Source organism: Achromobacter sp. 46006, from assembly GCF_059761975.1.
In genome coordinates this window covers 19,758-37,755 of record NZ_JCBANN010000003.1, presented here as the reverse complement: position 1 = coordinate 37,755, position 17,998 = coordinate 19,758, and the positions used below count along the sequence as shown (strand labels likewise).

At 66.8% G+C, this 17,998-nt stretch carries 18 protein-coding genes; 4 read left to right on the top strand and 14 right to left on the bottom strand.

Annotated elements, in window-relative coordinates:
* Window positions 1–69: 69 nt before the first annotated feature.
* On the bottom strand, window positions 70–1,281 hold the full coding sequence (locus AC6LKG_RS02485) for an ABC transporter substrate-binding protein (protein WP_498162472.1): 1,212 nt from the start codon (window positions 1,279–1,281) through the stop codon (window positions 70–72).
* Between the two features lie 82 nt (window positions 1,282–1,363).
* Window positions 1,364–2,155 (bottom strand): SDR family NAD(P)-dependent oxidoreductase, encoded by a 792-nt coding sequence (locus AC6LKG_RS02480; protein ID WP_498162471.1) that lies wholly within the window; start codon window positions 2,153–2,155, stop codon window positions 1,364–1,366.
* A 226-nt stretch (window positions 2,156–2,381) separates the two neighbouring features.
* Between AC6LKG_RS02480 and AC6LKG_RS02475 the strand changes: the two genes are divergently transcribed.
* Window positions 2,382–3,038: a GntR family transcriptional regulator gene (locus AC6LKG_RS02475; protein ID WP_498162470.1), complete on the top strand. Its 657-nt coding sequence runs from the start codon at window positions 2,382–2,384 to the stop codon at window positions 3,036–3,038.
* A gap of 565 nt (window positions 3,039–3,603) precedes the next feature.
* On the opposite strand, the gene AC6LKG_RS02470 is transcribed toward AC6LKG_RS02475, so the two are convergent.
* Together AC6LKG_RS02470 and AC6LKG_RS02465 are read right to left on the bottom strand one after the other, a co-directional pair.
* Window positions 3,604–4,254, bottom strand: coding sequence for a carbonic anhydrase (locus AC6LKG_RS02470; protein WP_498162469.1), 651 nt, complete (start codon window positions 4,252–4,254; stop codon window positions 3,604–3,606).
* Window positions 4,255–4,418: 164 nt separating this feature from the next.
* Window positions 4,419–4,754 (bottom strand): FxLYD domain-containing protein, encoded by a 336-nt coding sequence (locus tag AC6LKG_RS02465; RefSeq protein WP_498162468.1) that lies wholly within the window; start codon window positions 4,752–4,754, stop codon window positions 4,419–4,421.
* A 385-nt stretch (window positions 4,755–5,139) separates the two neighbouring features.
* Here AC6LKG_RS02465 and AC6LKG_RS02460 point away from each other — a divergent pair, with 385 nt between their 5' ends.
* Window positions 5,140–5,472, top strand: a complete 333-nt coding sequence (locus tag AC6LKG_RS02460; protein WP_498162467.1) for a PsiF family protein — start codon at window positions 5,140–5,142, stop codon at window positions 5,470–5,472.
* 103 nt (window positions 5,473–5,575) lie between these two features.
* On the opposite strand, the gene AC6LKG_RS02455 is transcribed toward AC6LKG_RS02460, so the two are convergent.
* From AC6LKG_RS02455 to AC6LKG_RS02430, 6 genes are read right to left on the bottom strand one after another with little or no spacing between them, the layout of a single operon-like run.
* A complete protein-coding gene (locus AC6LKG_RS02455; RefSeq protein WP_498162466.1) occupies window positions 5,576–6,616 on the bottom strand; it encodes a cyclase family protein in 1,041 nt (346 codons plus the stop codon).
* A 3-nt stretch (window positions 6,617–6,619) separates the two neighbouring features.
* Window positions 6,620–7,399 carry a 3-oxoadipate enol-lactonase gene (pcaD, locus tag AC6LKG_RS02450; RefSeq protein WP_498162464.1) on the bottom strand — a complete coding sequence of 260 codons (780 nt, stop codon included), beginning with the start codon at window positions 7,397–7,399 and terminating at the stop codon, window positions 6,620–6,622.
* A gap of 55 nt (window positions 7,400–7,454) precedes the next feature.
* On the bottom strand, window positions 7,455–7,751 hold the full coding sequence (locus AC6LKG_RS02445) for a YciI family protein (protein ID WP_006390035.1): 297 nt from the start codon (window positions 7,749–7,751) through the stop codon (window positions 7,455–7,457).
* 12 nt (window positions 7,752–7,763) lie between these two features.
* Entirely contained in the window at window positions 7,764–8,039 is a 276-nt protein-coding gene (gene catC / locus AC6LKG_RS02440) for a muconolactone Delta-isomerase (RefSeq protein ID WP_020926098.1), read from the bottom strand.
* A 54-nt stretch (window positions 8,040–8,093) separates the two neighbouring features.
* Window positions 8,094–8,738 (bottom strand): 3-oxoacid CoA-transferase subunit B, encoded by a 645-nt coding sequence (locus tag AC6LKG_RS02435; RefSeq protein ID WP_020926099.1) that lies wholly within the window; start codon window positions 8,736–8,738, stop codon window positions 8,094–8,096.
* Window positions 8,735–9,424, bottom strand: coding sequence for a 3-oxoacid CoA-transferase subunit A (locus AC6LKG_RS02430; RefSeq protein ID WP_173000055.1), 690 nt, complete (start codon window positions 9,422–9,424; stop codon window positions 8,735–8,737). Before AC6LKG_RS02430 ends, AC6LKG_RS02435 begins: the two co-directional genes overlap by 4 nt.
* A gap of 172 nt (window positions 9,425–9,596) precedes the next feature.
* Here AC6LKG_RS02430 and AC6LKG_RS02425 point away from each other — a divergent pair, with 172 nt between their 5' ends.
* Complete coding sequence (locus AC6LKG_RS02425) at window positions 9,597–10,379, top strand: IclR family transcriptional regulator (RefSeq protein WP_020926101.1); 783 nt, start codon at window positions 9,597–9,599, stop codon at window positions 10,377–10,379.
* 50 nt (window positions 10,380–10,429) lie between these two features.
* Here the strand turns inward: AC6LKG_RS02425 and AC6LKG_RS02420 are convergent, their stop codons facing one another.
* From AC6LKG_RS02420 to ppc, 4 genes are all read right to left on the bottom strand, one after another.
* A complete protein-coding gene (locus AC6LKG_RS02420; protein ID WP_006391655.1) occupies window positions 10,430–11,158 on the bottom strand; it encodes an SDR family NAD(P)-dependent oxidoreductase in 729 nt (242 codons plus the stop codon).
* A gap of 54 nt (window positions 11,159–11,212) precedes the next feature.
* The gene (locus AC6LKG_RS02415; RefSeq protein WP_498162462.1) at window positions 11,213–12,553 is read right to left on the bottom strand and encodes a short-chain fatty acid transporter; all 1,341 of its coding nucleotides are present in this window, start codon (window positions 12,551–12,553) and stop codon (window positions 11,213–11,215) included.
* Between the two features lie 182 nt (window positions 12,554–12,735).
* Window positions 12,736–13,671, bottom strand: coding sequence for a 3-hydroxyacyl-CoA dehydrogenase family protein (locus tag AC6LKG_RS02410; RefSeq protein ID WP_498162461.1), 936 nt, complete (start codon window positions 13,669–13,671; stop codon window positions 12,736–12,738).
* A 322-nt stretch (window positions 13,672–13,993) separates the two neighbouring features.
* Window positions 13,994–16,840, bottom strand: a complete 2,847-nt coding sequence (gene ppc, locus AC6LKG_RS02405; RefSeq protein WP_498162460.1) for a phosphoenolpyruvate carboxylase — start codon at window positions 16,838–16,840, stop codon at window positions 13,994–13,996.
* Window positions 16,841–17,012: 172 nt separating this feature from the next.
* Here ppc and queC point away from each other — a divergent pair, with 172 nt between their 5' ends.
* Entirely contained in the window at window positions 17,013–17,726 is a 714-nt protein-coding gene (gene queC / locus AC6LKG_RS02400) for a 7-cyano-7-deazaguanine synthase QueC (RefSeq protein ID WP_498162459.1), read from the top strand.
* Window positions 17,727–17,998 lie beyond the last annotated feature (272 nt).

Genomic DNA, 17,998 nt, shown 5'->3' with positions numbered 1-17,998 from the left:
TGTCCCGCAAATTCGCCCGCACGTCATGCGCACGTATCTACGGGACAGCACACTGGCCTGTGGCTGCGGTTACGGTTGGTACTGCCAGACGCTCTTGAAGGCGCCCGGCACGAGCGACATGTTGGTGCCGTCGAACTTGATGTAGATGGCCGATTCCTGCGCGGCGCGGTCGTTCGGGCCGAATTCGATCGGGCCGGCCATGACGCCGGAATCGAACTTCATGGTCTCCAGCGCGGCCAGCACCTTCTCGCGGGTGGGCTGCGGGCCGGCGGCCTTGAGCGCGTTGACCACCGCCATTGCCGACGGCAGGCCGTAGGGCATGTAGGTCTGCGGGTGGCCGGGCTTGGCGGCCAGGTCCGGATAGGCCTGCTTGTACATGTCATAGACCCAGGTCAGCTTGGGACCGCCGGGCATGTCGCTCAGCACTTCCTGGATGTAGACATTCTTGAAGGCGTCCTTGTTGCCGACGTTCTCCACCAGCTGCTTCAGGTCGGCGGTGCCGTTGACGGCCAGCACGATGGGCTTGTTCCAGCCCAGCTCCTGCGCCTTTTTGATGATCAGCGCGGCGGGACGGGCGTAGGTCGTCAGCAGCAGCACGTCCGGGTTGGCGGCGCGTATCTTGAGCATCGGCGCCGTCACGTCGGTGATGTTGGGATTGACCGATTGCACCTGCAGGTTCACGTTGCCCAACTGCTTGGCCTGGGCCTGCGCGGCTTCCAGATTCCAGCCGCCGTAGGCGTCGTCGTGGTTGATGTAGCCGATCTTCTTGCCTTTCAGATGCTCGGCGGCGAATTGCACCATCGAGCCGCCCACGGCGTGCTGCGAGATCGAGAAGGCGCCGTAGATGTACTTGGACGGCGGATACAGCGCGCCGTCGCCCGAGGCGTTGAGCATGACCAGCGGCACCTTCTCGCGTTCGACGTATTCGCGCGCGGCCACCACGGCGGCCGAGCACGAGCCGCCGTTGAGCAGGAAGACCTTGTCCTGTTCGGTCAGCTTTTTCACGGCCGCGACCAGGTCGTTGGCGTTGCAGCGGTCGTCCTCGATCACCAGTTCGATCTGGCGGCCGTTGACGCCGCCTTCCTTGTTGACCTTCGCGTACCACATCTTGGCGGCGTTCAGCACGTCGAAGCCATAGGCCATGCCGCTGCCGGACAGCGGCGCAAACAGGCCGATGCGGATGGTCTTGTCGGTGATGCCCGGTTCCTGCTGGGCGTGGGCGGAGGCGCCCAGGGCAATGGCGCATAGCGCGGCGGCCGCGTGGCGGCGGATTTGTTTCATGGTTTGTCTCCCGTTTTATGTGTCTGCGCGCCTTTATCCATGGCGCGTTGCTGCGTAGGCGGCGAAGCCGCCGGATAAGGAATCACTGCATGCGATAGCCGCCATTGACGTCGATGACGCTGCCGGTGATGTAGCCCGCTTCTTCCGAGACCAGGAAGCGCACGGCTGCCGCCACGTCGTCCACCGTGCCGATGCGGCCCAGCGGAATCGCCTGTGCCGCGGCGGCCAGCGCGCCGCTGCTGGTGACGGTGCTGCGCAGCATGTCGGTGTCGATCAGCCCCGGCGCGATGCCGTTGACGGTGACGCCCAGGTGCGCCGATTCGCGCGCCATGGCCTTGGTCAGGCCCAGCACGGCCGACTTGGCGGCGATGTACGAGGCGCTGGAGCGATAACCGCCCAACTGCGCGGCGACCGAGGTGAAGGTGACGATGCGGCCATGCTTGAGCGGTGCGGCTTCGCGCCTGCGCAGGTAGGCCCGGCCGCACAGGAACACGCCGCGCGCGTTGACGGCGAAGCTGCGTTCCCAGATATCGAGCGTGGTGTCCTTGATCAGCGGGCGTTCGCCGTCGGGCTGGAACAGCAGCAGGCCGGCGGCGCTGACCAGTACGGCGATGGGGCCGTGAGTCTTTTCGATCTGGTCGAACGCCGTTTCGACGGCGCTTTCGTCGCTGACGTCGAAGGCATGGGCGCTGTGCGGCGCGCCGAGTTCGTCGGCCACGCGACGGGCGCGCTGGGCGTCCACGTCCGACACCACCACGCGGTAGCCGGCGCGGGCCAGCTCCTGGCAGATGGTGGCGCCGATGCCGCCGCCGCCGCCGGTGACGAGCGCGAGCCGCGGGGCCGGGCCCGCGGCCGGCGTGGATACATTGGACATGCTGTCTCCTGTTGCGCGGATTCGCCTGCCTTGGAGGAAGCGTCCGCTGATCTGAATTTTTGGCGATTATGTATACATGAAGGGGTGGCAGGTATAGGGGGTTTCCCGTATTTGTCGAGGAGCCTTGACTGTTCTCATTGGGGAAAGCCCTAGCACGGTGGTAAGGGGCGGTGTCGCATGTATTCTTCATGTATACAATGCGGGCATGGATACGCTATCTCAACACGTGACCGATACGCTGCGGAACTGGGTGCTGCATGGCAAGTTCAGCCCCGGGGCCCGCCTGGAGGAAATCCCGCTGGCCGAGAAACTGGGGGTGTCGCGCACGCCGGTGCGAGCGGCCCTGGCGACGCTGGGCAACGAGGGGTTGCTGGAGCACCTGCCCAAGCGCGGCTACACCGTGCGGGCCTATGACCTGGCCGAGATCGTGGCGGCTTACGAGGTGCGGGCGGCGCTCGAAGGCCTGGCCTGTCGGCAGGCGGCGCTGCGCGGTTTATCGAATGACGCGGTGGCGGTGCTGAAGAACTGCCTGGACGAAGGCGATCGCATTCTCGGCAAGGGCGTGCTGCTGGCGGAGGATCATCTGCCGTACCAGCAGGTCAACATCACGCTGCACAACGGGATCCTGGAGGCGGCGGGCAATCCGTGGGTGAAGCGGTTCGCGACGCAGGCGCAGGCGATTCCGTATGCGTCGGATCGGATCATCCTGTGGGAGGACCATGGGATCATTCAGCGGTCGCATGATGATCATCATCGGATCGTGAATGCCATCATTGCGCGGGATGGGGCGCGGGCCGAGGATCTGATGCGGGAGCATGTCTACTATGCGGGGATCATTCTCAAGAATAATTATGAGAGGTTGGCGCAGGCCTATCGGGTTTGAGGGGGCTGGCGGTTGGGTTCTTTAGCCGCGGGCGCCGGGGCAGGCGGGGGATGGCGGGGCTACGATTGCGGTCCGGAGCCTTCGCTCCGGACTGCCCCTTCCTCATCTTCGTCACAGCCTTCGGCTGTTCCTTCAGATTCCGTCGGGCGCATCTACACGCCCCACCATCCCCCGCCTGCCCCGTCACCCGCTCGCGATGAGACTTAACGGGGGCCGTGGGGGCTAGTTGTGTGCTTGGCGTTTTTGCCAGCGATCGGGGGTAGGGGAAGGTCTTGCGGGGTCGCCAAAGGCGGCCGCGCGGGCGGCCTTCTTTGGCGTTTGGGTGTGTTGCGTCGGCGGGATGACGCTGCGCGCTCGGGGTGGCGCTGCGTTGGCCGTGATGTTGTGGCTGCGCTGTGATGGCCAGGGGCGATTGGGGCGCGTGAGTGGCGCGCTTGTCGCGGTTGTATGGCACGGATGCGACGCACGCCTGCACGCCGGCTGCCGGCTTGCGCTGCGCTATTTGTGACGGGATGTGGCGGCGCTGCCTGCGCGCGGCGGCCGAGCCGCCGCGTTCGCGGCGCGATCAGCCGGGCAGGCCGGTTTCCAGGCAGGGGCTGAATTCGCCGGTGGCTGGGTCGCGCAGGAACAGGACGCCGGTGGCGACGCCGAAGTAGGTGCCGTGCAGTTCCAGGTCGCCGCTTTCGACGCGGCGGCGGATGGAGGGGAAGGTCATCAGGTTGTTCAGGCTGTGGCCGATGACGGCGAGTTCGAGGCGCTTGAGGTTGGCGGCGCGGTCGTCGCCGCCGGGGCCGATTGCGTCGGCGACGGGGGCGATCTGGGACATCCACTTGCCGATGAAGTCGCCCTTGGTGAGCGGCTTGGCGTCGTCGAAGAAGGCTCGGATGCCGCCGCAGGAGGCGTGGCCGAGGACGACGATGTGCTTGACGTTCAGGCCGTTGACCGCGAACTCGATGGCGGCGCTGGTGCCGTGGTACGAGGATTCGGAATCGGGATCACAGGGCGGGACCAGGTTGGCGACGTTGCGCACGACGAACATTTCGCCGGGGCCGGCGTCGAAGATGGCTTCGGGCGAGACGCGCGAGTCGCAACAGCCGATGATCAGGATTTCCGGGCTTTGCCCAGTTTCGGCCAGTTTTTCGTAGCGGCTGCGTTCGGAATGGAAGCGGCCGGCGAGAAAGGACTGATAGCCTTCGGTGAGTCTTTTGGGAAACATGATCTGTTCATTTCCTTGGTAACGAGGCCGGGCATGCCGGCGTGCCGGCAGACGCAACAAGGGGCTTCGTGTGGAAGCCCCTTTTGTCGAGTCGGCTGCGGAATTTTCCCACAATTGGACTGCCGCTTGCTTGACTAAACCCTATCTGGATAAGGGTTTTTCGGTCACCTGGCGTGGATGTCCAGGGCGGTGACCTTGGCGAATCGCAGTGGCGTGATGGCCCGGATCGTCTTGATCTGGCCCGGCGCCAGCGGGCCGATGTCGTCGTCGCGCACGCGGCCGATTTCGCGGCCCTGTTCGTCGTAGAGAACGAAGGTGAGCATCACGTAGTTCACGGCTCGCATCGATTGGTTGGCGAGCGAGCCGGTGATGGTGGACAGGTTTTCGTTGGTATCGCGTATGGCTTGGATATTGCCCAGCGTAATGCCGTACAGGCTCTGCGCGCCGGCAGCGCCAGTCAGGCCAGCCAGCAGGGCGAGGGAGGCGAGGGCGGTTTTCATGGCGGTCTCCTGTGGGACCCGGCTACGGGGTTGTCCGCGTCGCGGTCTCGGGCGCCGCGTATCGGGGACATGTGCCTATCTCACACCTTTCCCGCGCGCCGCACAACGGCCCAAACGGATGAATGGGTAACAGGTTGCAGGGGATAGCCGCAGATTCTTCTGCGGATGCCACAAGTGCATCGGAATGTCTCCGACTTGCGGGTATTTCCGGGGGAATTTCGCCGGCATGTCCACAGTATCGGCGCAGTTAGCATTTGTTGTCTTTTCGGCGCTTGCGAAGCGTGCGGCTTTGTCCGATGATGACCACGCCGGCAACGTGGCCGGTGGATCTTGCGGCCCGATTGCGCGCCAGGATGGCGTCCATGGGCGCTCAAGGGAGGAACTCATGCTTTCCCGTACCAGCCAATTGGCCTCGGCCATCGTGTTGTCCGCCTGCTTTTTTGGCGCCGTCCACGCCCAGACCGCCACGCCCGCGCCGGCCAAGAAGCCGACCGCGCAGCAGCAGCGCATGGCCGACTGCAACAAGTCGGCCGAAGGCAAGAAGGGCGATGAGCGTAAAACCTACATGAGCGCCTGTCTCAAGGGCGAGGCGCCGCCGCCTGCCAAGCAATTGACGCCGCAGCAGCAGAAGATGAAGGACTGCAACGCCAAGGCCAGCGAGCAGAAGCTCACCGGCGACAAGCGCAAGACCTTCATGAGCACCTGTCTGAAAGGCTGAACGCGGGATAGCTCCCGCGTCATGCAAAAAACGCCGACCTTTGAACGGGTCGGCGTTTTTCTTTGGCGCAACCGGGCGGACGGTGCGCCGCGGGCCGTCCGGATTACACCGTGGCGATCGGCGTGACCGGCGAGCCGATCGCGTGCGGCAGGCGCAGCGGCGGGGCGGTCAGCATGAAGCGGTGGCGGCCGTTGGCGTGCAGCCAGTCGGCCAGGTCCTTCAGGTACCACAGCTCGGCCAGCGGCAGGCCCAGCTTGAACAGGCAGTGGTGGTGCAGCGGCAGCATGGCGCGCGGGCCGGTCTTTTCGCGCGCGGGATAGGCTTCCACCGCGTAGTTGTCGGCGCAGATGGCGGCGATGCCGCTGTCGGTGATCCACTGCAGCAGCGCGGCGTCGGTGCCGTCGAGCGCGGCGCCATAGGTGTGCAGCACCTCGGCGTCGGGCTTGCCGGCCATGGCGACCACGGCTTCGGCGTAGCCGGTGCGCAGCACCAGCATGTCGCCGGGCTCGATCTCGATGCCGTCCGTTTTCAGCACGTGCTGGATCTCGGCGTGGCCGATCAGGGTGCGGCCGGGGCCGTAGTGGCGCGCCAGGTCCAGCAGCACGCCGCGGCCCTGCATGCCTTTCTGCGCCAGGTTCTCGACGCCGAGCTTCAGCGCGGCCGAGGGGCTGCCGCTGTTGCAGCCGCAGCCGGTGTGGTCGCCGTCGGCCGGGCCAATGACGTCGACGCCGGCCTGGTAGCCGTTGTAGTAGCGCAGCTCGGGCTTGCCGTCGCCGTCGGCGTCGAACAGCGCGCCGACGTGCGCCAGCGCATCCCATTGCGTCGAGTACTGCATCGACAGCAGCACCTGGTCGTCGCTCAGCACGTCGACCGCGTCCGGGTTGACGTTGCGCAGCGGGAAGTTCAGGTAGGGCGTGTCGGCCAGGCGCGTCGGGCTCAGTTGCGGCGGATGGCGCCGCGGGTTGAGCACGTTGCCGCCGGGCAGGTCCAGCGGCAGCGACAGGCAGAAGGTCTTGCCGGCGCGGATTTCACGCGCGCCTTTCAGGACCTGTTCTTCGGTGATGAGATTGAGGCGGCCGAGTTGGTCGTCGGGTCCGAAGTCGCCCCAGTTGGAGCCTTCGGGCCGATGGGTCCAGCGCTGCATGGTTTACTCCGCGAGGAAGTCGACCACCGCGCGGGTGAAGGCTTCCGGTTGTTCCCAGTTGGAGATGTGGGAGGTGTTCAGTTCGAGATAGCGCGCGCCGCTGATGGCGGCGGCCAGTTCCTGGCCCTGCGCGGGCGTGGCGGCCAGATCGTGGCTGCTGCTGATGACCAGCGTCGGCGCCGTGATGGCCGACACCTGTTCGCGGAAGTCGGCGTCGCGCAGCGCGGCGCAGTTGCCCGAGTAGCCGGCGTCGGGGGTGCGGCGCAGCATATCGACCAGCACTTGCGACAGGCCCGGCTCGGCGGCGCGGTAGCCGTCGGTGAGCCAGCGCTCGACCAGGGTCGGGGCCATCTTTTCCAGCGTCTGCTCGGCCACGGCGGCGATGCGGGCGCTCCAGCCTTCGGCCGAGCCGATGCGCGCGGCGGTATTGCACAGGATCAGCTTGCCGATCAGCTCGGGCCGGTTCAGCGCCAGCCACAGGCCGGTGGGGCCGCCCATCGACAGGCCGCAGAAGTGGGCGCGTTCGATGTTCAGGTGCGCCAGCAGTTCGGCGACGTCGTTGCCCAGTTGCGCGAACGTGTATTCGCCGTCGGGGACCGAGGACTTGCCGTGGCCGCGGGTGTCGTAGCGCAGCACGCGGAAGTGCTTGCTCAGCGCGGGAACCTGGCGCGCCCACATGTCGGCGTTGGTGCCCAGCGAATTGGAGAGCACCAGCACCGGCGCGTCGGCGGGGCCATCGATGACGTAGAACAGCCGTGCCTGGCTGAGATCGGCGTAAGACATGCGGGAAATCCTCGGGGAATGAAAGCGCGGCCCCCCGGAGGCGGCCGCGTGGCGATTACAGATAGCAGGTGCCGTCGACGTAGGCCTTGCGCCAGCGCGTGATGGTCACGCGCTGGAACAGCTGCGCCTGGGCGAAGGGATCGGCGTCGATGAACTGCTGCGCGGCCTCGCGCGTGTCCAGGTCGACGATGTACAAGCCGCCGCCCAGGTCCTTGCCGTCATCCTGCAGCTTGGCGCCGCAGGCCAGCAGCAGATGCTTGTTGGCGTCCAGGTATTCCAGATGCGCGGCGCGATGCTGCTGGCGCACGGCCTGGTGGTCGGGCTTGTCGAAGGTTTCGATGATGTAGGGCATGGGCGGCTCCGTTCAGATCGCCGAGGGATGGCGCGCCAGCGCCGTCACCTGGATGTCCATGTAGGGGAACAGCGGCAGCGACGACAGCAGCGCGTGCAGTTCGTCGTTGTCCTGCACGTCGAAGATGCTGACGTTGGCGTAGCGGCCGACGACGCGCCACAGGCTCTTCCACTTGCCGTCGCGTTGCAGCTGCTGCGCCAGGGCCTTTTCGTCGGCCTTGAGCTTGTCGGCTTGGGCCGCCGGCATGTCGACGGGCAGATTGACCTGCATTTGAACCATGAACAACATGATGGGTGTCTCCAGGAAAGCGGCCCCGGCGTTGCCGGGGCGCGGGGGGAATGATCAGTTGGAAAACTTCAGCGGCAGGCCGGTCAGGCGCAGCAGTTCGTCGGCGGTGGTCTCGCCGAACATGTCGATCACCGTGACGCCGTCGGCGCGGATGTCGAACACGGCCACGTCGGTGTACACGCGCGACACGCAGCGCACGCCGGTCAGCGGGTAGGTGCAGGCGTCGACCAGCTTGCTCTGGCCTTCGCGGGTCTGCAGTTCCATCATGACGAAGACGTCCTTGGCGCCGATGGCCAGGTCCATCGCGCCGCCCACCGCGGGGATGGCGTCGGGCGCGCCGGTGTGCCAGTTGGCCAGGTCGCCGTGCTGCGACACCTGGAAGGCGCCCAGCACGCAGATGTCCAGGTGGCCGCCGCGCATCATCGCGAACGAGTCGGCGTGATGGAAGAACGAGCAGCCGGGCAGTTCGGTGACGGGCTGCTTGCCGGCGTTGATGAGGTCGTAGTCTTCCTCGCCCTTGGCGGGCGCCGGGCCCATGCCCAGCATGCCGTTCTCGGTGTGCAGGATGACTTCGCGGTCGGCCGGCAGGTGGTTGGCCACCAGCGTCGGCAGGCCGATGCCTAGGTTGACGTAGGCGCCTTCAGGAATGTCCTGGGCGACGCGGGCGGCGATCTGGTCGCGGGTCAGTTTGGTGCTCATTGCTGCTCCTTGGCGGCCTGGGCGGCGTCGATCTGCACGACGCGCTGCACGAAGATGCCGGGGGTGACGACGGTTTCCGGATCGAGGGCGCCCAGTTCGACGACTTCACGCACCTGCGCCACGGCCACTCGCGCGGCGCTGGCCATGATGGGGCCGAAGTTGCGGGCCGTCTTGCGGTACACCAGGTTGCCCCAGCGGTCGCCGCGCTCGGCCTTGATGAGCGCGTAGTCGGCGTGCAGCGGATATTCCAGCACGTAGTGGCGGCCGTTGATCTCGCGGGTTTCCTTGCCGTCGGCCAGCGGGGTGCCGTAGCCGGTGGGCGAGAAGAACGCGCCGATGCCGGCGCCGGCGGCGCGGATGCGCTCGGCCAGGTTGCCCTGGGGCACCAGTTCGAGTTCGATCTTGCCGCTGCGGTACAGGCCGTCGAAGATCTGCGAGTCCACCTGGCGCGGGAACGAGCAGATGATCTTGCGCACGCGGTTGGCGCCCAGCAGGGCGGCCAGGCCGGTGGTGCCGTTGCCGGCGTTGTTGTTGATGATGACCAGGTCCTTGGCGCCCTGTTCGAGCAGGGCGTCGATCAGTTCCATGGGCTGGCCGGCGGTGCCGAAGCCGCCGATCATGACGGTGGCGCCGTCGGGGACGTCGGCGAGGGCGGCCGCCGCGCTTGCAACAAGCTTAGAAATCATGGTGTTCGCTCATAGAGGTGGCGTGTCATAATTTGTTCTTAATTAGAACTTTCGTTCTTCTGAAGAACATCGTTTCATGGGGATCGTCGACCGTCAAGGCAAGCCGGCGCGGCGCGATCCTCCCCGTTTCAGGGTTGCCGCCAGCGGCAACGTTTTTTCTCGCGGTAGACGGATGGCCGAGCAAGCAACCCAGCAACCCAGCGACAGCTACGTTCAATCCTTTGCGCGCGGCCTGTCCGTGATCCGGGCGTTCGGCCCGGATCGTTCCCAGATGACGCTGTCCGAGGTCGCGGCCGTGACCGGCCTGACCCGCGCCGGCGCGCGCCGCATCCTGCTGACGCTGGAGCACCTGGGCTACGTCACGGTCGAGGACCGCAAGTTCGCGCTGACCCCGCGCATCCTTGAGCTGGGCTACGCCTACCTGTCGGGCACGCCGTTGTGGAACCTGGCCCTGCCGTACATGGAAGAAGTGGCCGAGCAGACGCGCGAGTCGTGCTCGGTGTCGGTGCTGGAAGGCGCCGACATCGTCTACATCCTGCGTCTGTCGACGCACAAGGTCATGACCATCAACCTGGCCGTGGGCAGCCGCCTGCCGGCCTGGGTGACGTCGATGGGCCGCGTGCTGCTGGCGGGCCTGCCCGCGGCCGAACTGGACCGGGTGCTGGCGATGAGCCAGATCCAGGCCTACACCAAGGACACCGTGACCGACATCGGCGCGCTCAAGGCCATCCTGGCCGGCGTGCGCGCCGACGGCTACGCCTGCGTGGCGCAGGAACTGGAACCGGGCCTGCAGTCCGTGGCGGTGCCGATCGTCGACCGCAGCGGCCGCGTGATCGCCGCGATGAACGTCAGCGGCCATGCCAACCGCTTCTCGCGCGAGGAAATGCTGGCGACCTTCCTGCCGCCGCTGCGCCACGCCGCCGACCAGATCAACCACGCGCTGCTGCGCCGCTAGGCGGCGCGGGCGGGCGGAGTCGGGCAGGCGGGCGGACATGGCGGCCGGCCTCAGATCGGGGCGACGCCCAGCGTCGTGCCGCCGCAGACATACAGCATCTGGCCGGTGACGAAGCCGTTGTCGGGCGACAGGAAGAACATGGCGGCGCGCGCCACGTCCTCGGGGGTGCCCAGGCGCTTGACCACGATGCTGTTGATGATGCGTTCGGTCTGCGGCGCGCCGGCCGGATTGCTCTTGGTGAACAGGTCGGTGGCGATGGGGCCGGGGCCGATGGCGTTGACGGTGATGCCGTCGCCGCCCAGTTCCATCGCCAGCGTGCGCGTCAGGCCGACCAGGCCGGCCTTGGTGGCCGAATAAACCACGCGGTCCGGCTTGCCCAGCGCGGCGCGCGACGACATGTTGACGATGCGGCCGAAGCCGGCCGCGCGCATCGCCGGCAACGCGGCCTGCACCAGGATCAGCGCGGTGCGCAGATGCAGGTTGACCACGTAGTCCAGGTCGGCCAGGGTGGCCGTGTCGGCGGTGCCGGGACGCGTGGCGCCGGCGTTGTTGACCAGGCCGACGATGTCGTAGGCCGCGGTCACTTCGGCGGCCACTTCCTTGGTGCGCGCCTCGTCGGTCAGGTCGGCCTGGTACGACACCAGCCCGGCCGGCGGATGCTCGGGCAGGCGGTAGTCGATGTTGACGACCTTGTGTCCGGCATCCAGCAGCATGCGGATGATGGCGGCGCCGATCCCGGCGCTGCCGCCGGTCACCAGATACGCGGTAGGTTTGCTCATCTCGGTTTCCCGTTGCAAGTCAATATGGCGGCGCCACGCGCGGCGCCGCGGTTCTCAATGGGTCAAATAGCCCCATGCCAGGACGGCGGTGATGTGGATCACGCCAACCCACAGCATCATGATGACCGTATAGCCCATCACGTCGCGCAGCTTGAGCTTGGACAGCGCCAGCGCCGGCAGGATCCAGAAGGGCTGCACCAGGTCGTTCCAGGCGTTGCCCAGCATCACGGCCATGGTGGTCTGGTTGAGCGCGCTGCCGATCTCGCGGGCGGCGTCGATCATGAACGGACCCTGGATGACCCAGTGGCCGCCGGCCGAGGGCGCGAAGAAGTTGATGACGAACGAGCTGATCAGGCCCCAGAATGGCAGCGAGGCCGGCGTGGCCACGTCGACGAACACCTTGGAGATCGACGTCACCAGGCCGGAGGCGGCCATGATGGCCATGATGCCGGCGTAGAACGGGTACTGCAGGATGATCCCGGAGATCGTCTTGATGCCTTCGGTCAGCTTGGCCACGTAGGCGGCCGGCGTGCCCAGCAGGATGATGCCCAGGAACAGGATGATGAAGTTGATCAGGTTCAGGTCGAGCGAGCCGCCGTCGATGAAGTGGAAGGCGACGTAGGCCACGCCCAGCGCGCCGATCAGCAGGCTGAGGATGCGGCTGTTGTTCAGTTTGGAGGCGAGGGTGCCTTTCTCCAGCATGTCTTCGGCCGCATTGGACGCGTTGGCATCGCGGTCGATGGCCGGGTCCACTTCGACGATCTTCTCGCCCTTCTTCGGGTGCAGCCACGCGTTCAGCAGCGGCAGCGTCACGATGATCACCAGGCTGGTGATCAGCATCGGCACCGAGAAGATGGTTTCCGTCAGCGGGATGATGCCCATCTGCTTGGCGGTGGGATGGCCGGGGGTGGCCACCAGCACGGGGATGCTGGCCGACAGGCCCAGGCCGTACATGGTGAAACCGCTGTAGGCCGCGGCGATGATCAGCGGATAGTGCACGCCCTTGACCTTGAGCGCCAGCTTCTTGGCGACGATGCCGCCGATGACCAGGCCGAAGCCCCAGTTCAGGTAGCTGCCGATGCCGCCCACCAGGGTGGCGACGATGATGGCGCTATGCGGCTTGTGCACGTGGCTGACGATGCGGTTGAGCAGGCGGTCGGTCAGCGGCGCGGTGGCCAGCACGTAGCCCATGGCCAGGATCACGGCCATCTGGGTGGTGAAGGCCAGCAGGCTCCAGAAGCCCTTGCCCCAGGCGCGGGTCACGTCGCCGATGCTCTGGCCTTCGATGCCCATGGCCAGCAGCACGGTGAGCAGGGTCAGCGCGATCGCGAAGACAAAGGGATCGGGCAGATACTTGCGCATCAGCTCAGTGAAAAAAGATGCCAATTTATTCATGGTGCCTCCAACGAACTCCGGTAAGGCGTATTGCACTGGTGTCTTGCGCCGCCGCGCGCCAGGGGGCGCGGGGCGGATGGGACGGTCGGTTTCTTTGCGTGGTTGGGCTCGTGGCCCGCTGGCGCGTCGGACGGATCGCCGCGCGCCTTATGGTGTAGGTATTCGGTAATGCGGCCGTGGCGTCAGGACCCGTCGGCCTTGGCGTCGAGCCACGCCGCGAGCTCGCCGAGCGCTGCGCTTTTTTCGCGCAGCACCTGTTCGCGGCGCTCCGGGCTCCAGGTGTAGAACCCCTGGCCGCTCTTGGCGCCGAGCTGGCCGTTCTCGACCTTGCTCTTGAGCAGGTCGGACGGCTCGGTGCGGTTTTCCAGATCCTTGTAGAGATAACTGGCGATGGCGTAGTGGACGTCGATGCCGTTCATGTCGCGCTGTTCCAGCGGACCCGACAGCGCCAGGCGGATGCCCAGGCTCCACTTGACCACTTCGTCGATGTCCTCGGCGCTGGCCACGCCTTTTTCCAGCAGCGAGATAGCCTCGCGCGCCAGGGCGTGCTGGATGCGGTTGGCGATGAAGCCGGGGATGTCCTGGCGCACCAGCACCGGGCGCTTGCCGCCCAGGCGCAGCGTCGCCATGACGCGCGCCACGGTGTTCTCCGAGGTGGCGTCGTTGCGCACCACTTCGACCAGCGGGATGACGTCGGCGGGGGTGAAGAAGTGCGTGCCGACGAAGCGGTCGCGGCGCGTGACGGCACTGGCGATGGCGTTGATCGACAGGCCCGAGGTGTTGGTGGCGAAGATCGCTTCGGGCCTGCACAGTGTGTCGAGCTGGGCGAACAGGCCGCGCTTGAGTTCCAGGTTCTCGGGCACCGCTTCGATCACCAGGTCACAGGCGGCGGCCGCGTCCAGGTCGGGCGCCATGCGAATGCATTGCATCACGGCGTCGACCTGGCCGGGGGCGTAGACATTCAACTGGCGTTCGATGACGGCGCGGGCGCGATCCAGCGCGCCTTCCATCGGATCGACCAGGACCACGTCCAATCCCTTCGAGGCGAAGAGCGCGGCAATGCCGCTGCCCATGGCGCCGGCGCCGATGACGGCCAGATTCTGCAGGGGAGTATCCATGAGGGTTCGCTTGCCTTACGGGGCGCGCGCGGCGGGCGGCACAGGCGGAACCAGGGAACTGCGATCTGTCTCTTCCGTCGGTGTCTTCCTGTGCGCGGGCCAGAAAAATCGTTATGTTCTATATGCGAACATTTGTGCGTATATAGAATTTCTGACGAAGATAGTACTAAAAGTTGCCGGGGGTGGACAAACGGCCGATTTGAGGTGTTCGTCCCGTGGACGATGTGGCGTGGGCGAGGGCTGGCTCCCCCCGCCGGGCAATGGACGGCGGCGGAAGGTGGCTGGAATGCCGCCGTCCGCGCCTGCCATTCACCCCCGTCGCTCAGCCCGAATTGCGCAGTCCCGCGGCGATGCCGTTGATGGTCAGGTGGATGGCGCGCTGCACCCGTTCGTCGCCGTCGGCGCCGGCCGACTTCTGTGCGGCGCGGTGGCGGCGGATCAGGTCGACCTGCAGGTAGTTGAGCGGGTCGATGTAGGCGAAGCGCTCGCGCAGCGAGGCCTGCAATGCGGGGTTGTCGGCCAGCAATTCGCGCCGCGTCAGCAGCTTCAGCATGGCCAGGCTGCGGGCGTGTTCGGCGCTGATCATGCCGAAGATCTTTTCGCGCAGCGCGCGCTGCGGCACCAGTTGCGCATAGCGCGCGGCGATGGCCAGGTCGGACTTGGCCAGCACCATCTCCATGTTGGACAGCAGCGTGCGGAAGGCTGGCCAGTCCTGCGCCATCTCGCGCAGTTGGGCCAGGCGGCCGCGCTGCGAGCGCGGCGCCCCCGGCGCGCCGGTCTCCAGGTAGGCCTCGATGGCCGAGCCCATGCCGTACCAGCCGGTCAGCATCAGGCGGCATTGGGCCCAGGAAAAACCCCAGGGAATGGCGCGCAGGTCTTCGATGCGCTGGCCCTTCTTGCGCGAAGCCGGGCGCGAACCGATGTTCAGCCCCGCGATCTCGGAGATCGGGGTGGCGGCGAAGAAGTATTCGGCGAAGCGCGGCGTGTCGTAGACCAGCCCGCGGTAGCTGCGCTGCGCGGTCTCCGACATGAACGACATGGCGGGGCCGTGCTGCGCCATGTGCGCGTCTTCGGCGCTGGTGGCGGCGGCGCGCGGCGCCAGGCTCGATTCGAGCGCGGCGGCGACCAGTAGTTCGAGGTGCCAGCGGCCGACCTCGGCATCCTTGTACTTGCTCTGGATGACCTCGCCCTGTTCGGTCAGGCGGATCTGGCCGGCCACGGTGCCCGGCGGTTGGGCCAGGATCGCATCGAAGCTGGAACCGCCGCCCCGGCCCACCGAGCCGCCGCGTCCATGGAACAGGCGCAGGCGCACGTGGCGGCTGGAGAACACGTCGACCAGCGCGCGCTCGGCCTGGTACAGCGACCAGTTGGAGGTGAGGAAACCGCCGTCCTTGTTGCTGTCGGAATAGCCCAGCATGACTTCCTGGGCGCCGTTCTGGGCGCGCTTCACGCGTTCGCGGATCTCGGGCAGGTCGAGCCAGGCGGCCATGATGTCGGCGCCGCGCTGCAGGTCGGGGATGGTCTCGAACAGCGGCACCACCATCAGGCCGTCTTCCGGCGCGATGTCCTGGCCGGCGGGCGCGATCAGGCCCGCTTCCTTTTGCAGCACCATCACTTCCAGCAGGTCGCTCAGGGTTTCGGTGTGCGAGACGATGGTCTGGCGCACGGCCTGCTTGCCGTAGCGCTGGCGGCCGGCGGCGGCCGCGCGCAACACCGCCAGTTCGCGCGTGGTGTCCTCGCTGTAGGCGATCCAGGGCGAGGCCAGCGGCCGCGCCTGCGCCAGTTCGGCGCGCAGCAGGGCCACGCGCGCGTCTTCGTCCAACGCCAGGTAGTCCAGCGGCTGGCCGTCATGCGAGGCGCCGGCGCGGCTGAACAGCTCGGCCAGCGCGCGCTCGTGCACGTCGGAACTCTGGCGCAGGTCGACCGTGGCCAGGTGAAAGCCGAACACTTCGACGGCCTGCTGCAATCCGGCCAGCCGCAGCTTGCCGATGGGCGCGCCATGGTGCGCGGCCAGCGAGGCGGCGATGACGGCCAGGTCGGCCGACAATTCCTGCGGCGTGTCGTAGGGCCGCGCCGCGACGGTGCTGCGGCGCGCCAGATCCTGGCCGGTCAGGCGTTGCGCGGTGGCGGCCAGGCGCGCATAGACGCCGACCAGCGCGCGCCGGTAGGGTTCGTCGCTGCGATGCGGCGAGTCATCGCCGCTGCGCTCGGCCAGCGCCAGCAGCGCCGGGTCGACCGCGATCAGCAGCGTGGTGATGGACAGCTCGGCGCCAAGCGCGTGCACTTCCTGGAGATAGTGTTCGAACAGCACGGTGGCCTGGCGCAGCAGGGCGCGTTCCAGCGTGCCGGCATCGACGTTGGGATTGCCGTCGCGGTCGCCGCCGATCCAGCTACCCATGCGCAGGAAGGGTTCCAGCGGCGGCGGCGGGGCGACGAAGGGTTTGGCGTCGCGGTTGAGCAGCTTGGACAGGTCGCCGTAGACGCGCGGGATGACCTGCAGGAAGGTGCTGCGGTAGTACGAGAGCGCGTTCTCGATCTCGTCGGCCACCGTCAGGCGGGTGTAGCGCAGCATGCGCGTCTGCCACAGCGTGGCCACGCGGCCGAGCAGCGCGGCGTCCAGTTCGGCCAGTTCTTCAGGGGTCAGCGGCTGGTCGCGCTGCGTCAGCGCGGCGGCGATCTCGCGGTGCACGTCGAGCGTGCTCTTGCGCTGCACTTCGGTGGGGTGGGCGGTCAGCACCGGCATGACGCAGGCGTCGGCCAGCAGGCGGCGGATGCGCGCCGGCGACACGCCGTGGCGGCCCAGGGTCTGCACCGCGTCGCGCAGGCTGCCGCGCGCGGGGGCGTCACCGGCCAGGGCGCGGGCCCGCTGGCTGCGGTTCTGGTCGCGGTCCTCGGCGATGTTGGACAGGTGCAGGAAATAACTGAAGGCGCGCGCCACCGAGTTGGGGTCGCTGCCCTGCAGGAGCTTGACGCGTTGTTCCAGCAGCTTGCCGTCGGCCTTGTTGCCCTCGCGGCGGAATTTGACGGCGGTGCGGCGCAGGGTTTCGATGGTGTCGAATACCCGTTTGCCTTCGCATTCGGCGATGACTTCGCCCAGCAATCGGCCTAACAGCCGGATATCGTGACGCAAGGGTTCTGCGGAGTCGGACTGCGGGCGGCTGGCATTCATCGGGCGGGAGATCCGTCGGGCTGCTGGAGGAAGGGGAAGGGTCAGGTGATGCGCACTGCGGGCAAATCGTGAACGAAAACAGCAGTGATTTTACGCAGGCTTCCTTACGGACCGCGCCCCTGGCTGCGGTAAAGTCTGGCCTATCCCTTTGTCTTTGCAGAAGCCCCCTTTTATGCTGAATCACCAACGTCGCGCGCTCGTGCTGTTTTCGGGCGGCCAGGATTCCACCACTTGCCTGGCCTGGGCGCTGGACCGCTATGCCCATGTGGAAACCGTGGCGTTCGATTACGGCCAGCGCCACCGCATCGAGCTGGATGCGCGCCTGAACGTGCTGCGCGAGATCCGCGTGCGCTTTCCTCAATGGGCGCCGCGGCTGGGCGAAGACCATCTGCTGGATCTGAAGGTGCTGGGCCAGGTGGGCGATACCGCCATGACCAGCGACCGCGCCATCGAGATGCAGGCCAACGGCCTGCCCAACACCTTCGTGCCGGGGCGCAATCTGCTGTTTCTGACGCTGGCGGCGGCGCTGGGCTACCGGCGCCAGTTGGATGTGCTGGTGGGCGGCATGTGCGAAACCGATTTCTCCGGCTATCCCGATTGCCGCGACGACACCATCAAGGCGCAGCAGGTAGCGCTGGGCCTGGGGCTGGGCAGCCGCGTCACCATCGAGACGCCGCTGATGTGGATCGACAAATCGGAAACCTGGGCGCTGGCGAAAAGCCTGGGGGGCGATGCGCTGGTCGAGACCATCGTCGAGGAAAGCCACACCTGTTACCTGGGCGAGCGCGGCGCGCGCCATGCCTGGGGCTATGGCTGCGGCGAATGTCCGGCCTGCAAGCTGCGCCGGGCTGGCTGGGACAAGTGGCAGGCGCAGGGCGGCGCCTGACCGGGCCGCCGGTCGTTACCGGCTGATTCCCCCCTTCGAGCGGCGCCGGGCAGTCCCGCCCTGGCGCCTGGCAAACCGGCGCGCGAATGGCGTCGGAACGCGCACGGACGGTAGCCGCGCGCGTGTCGCTACGTTTCGCCGATCTGTGAATTTTATTTCGATATATTGAATTCCATTCATTTAATAATGAATGGAATTCAATTATTTGCGTCTTTACGCCTTGCGGCGGGGGATGGCGCGTTCTTTTTTTGCGACCCTGTTCCAGGTATGGA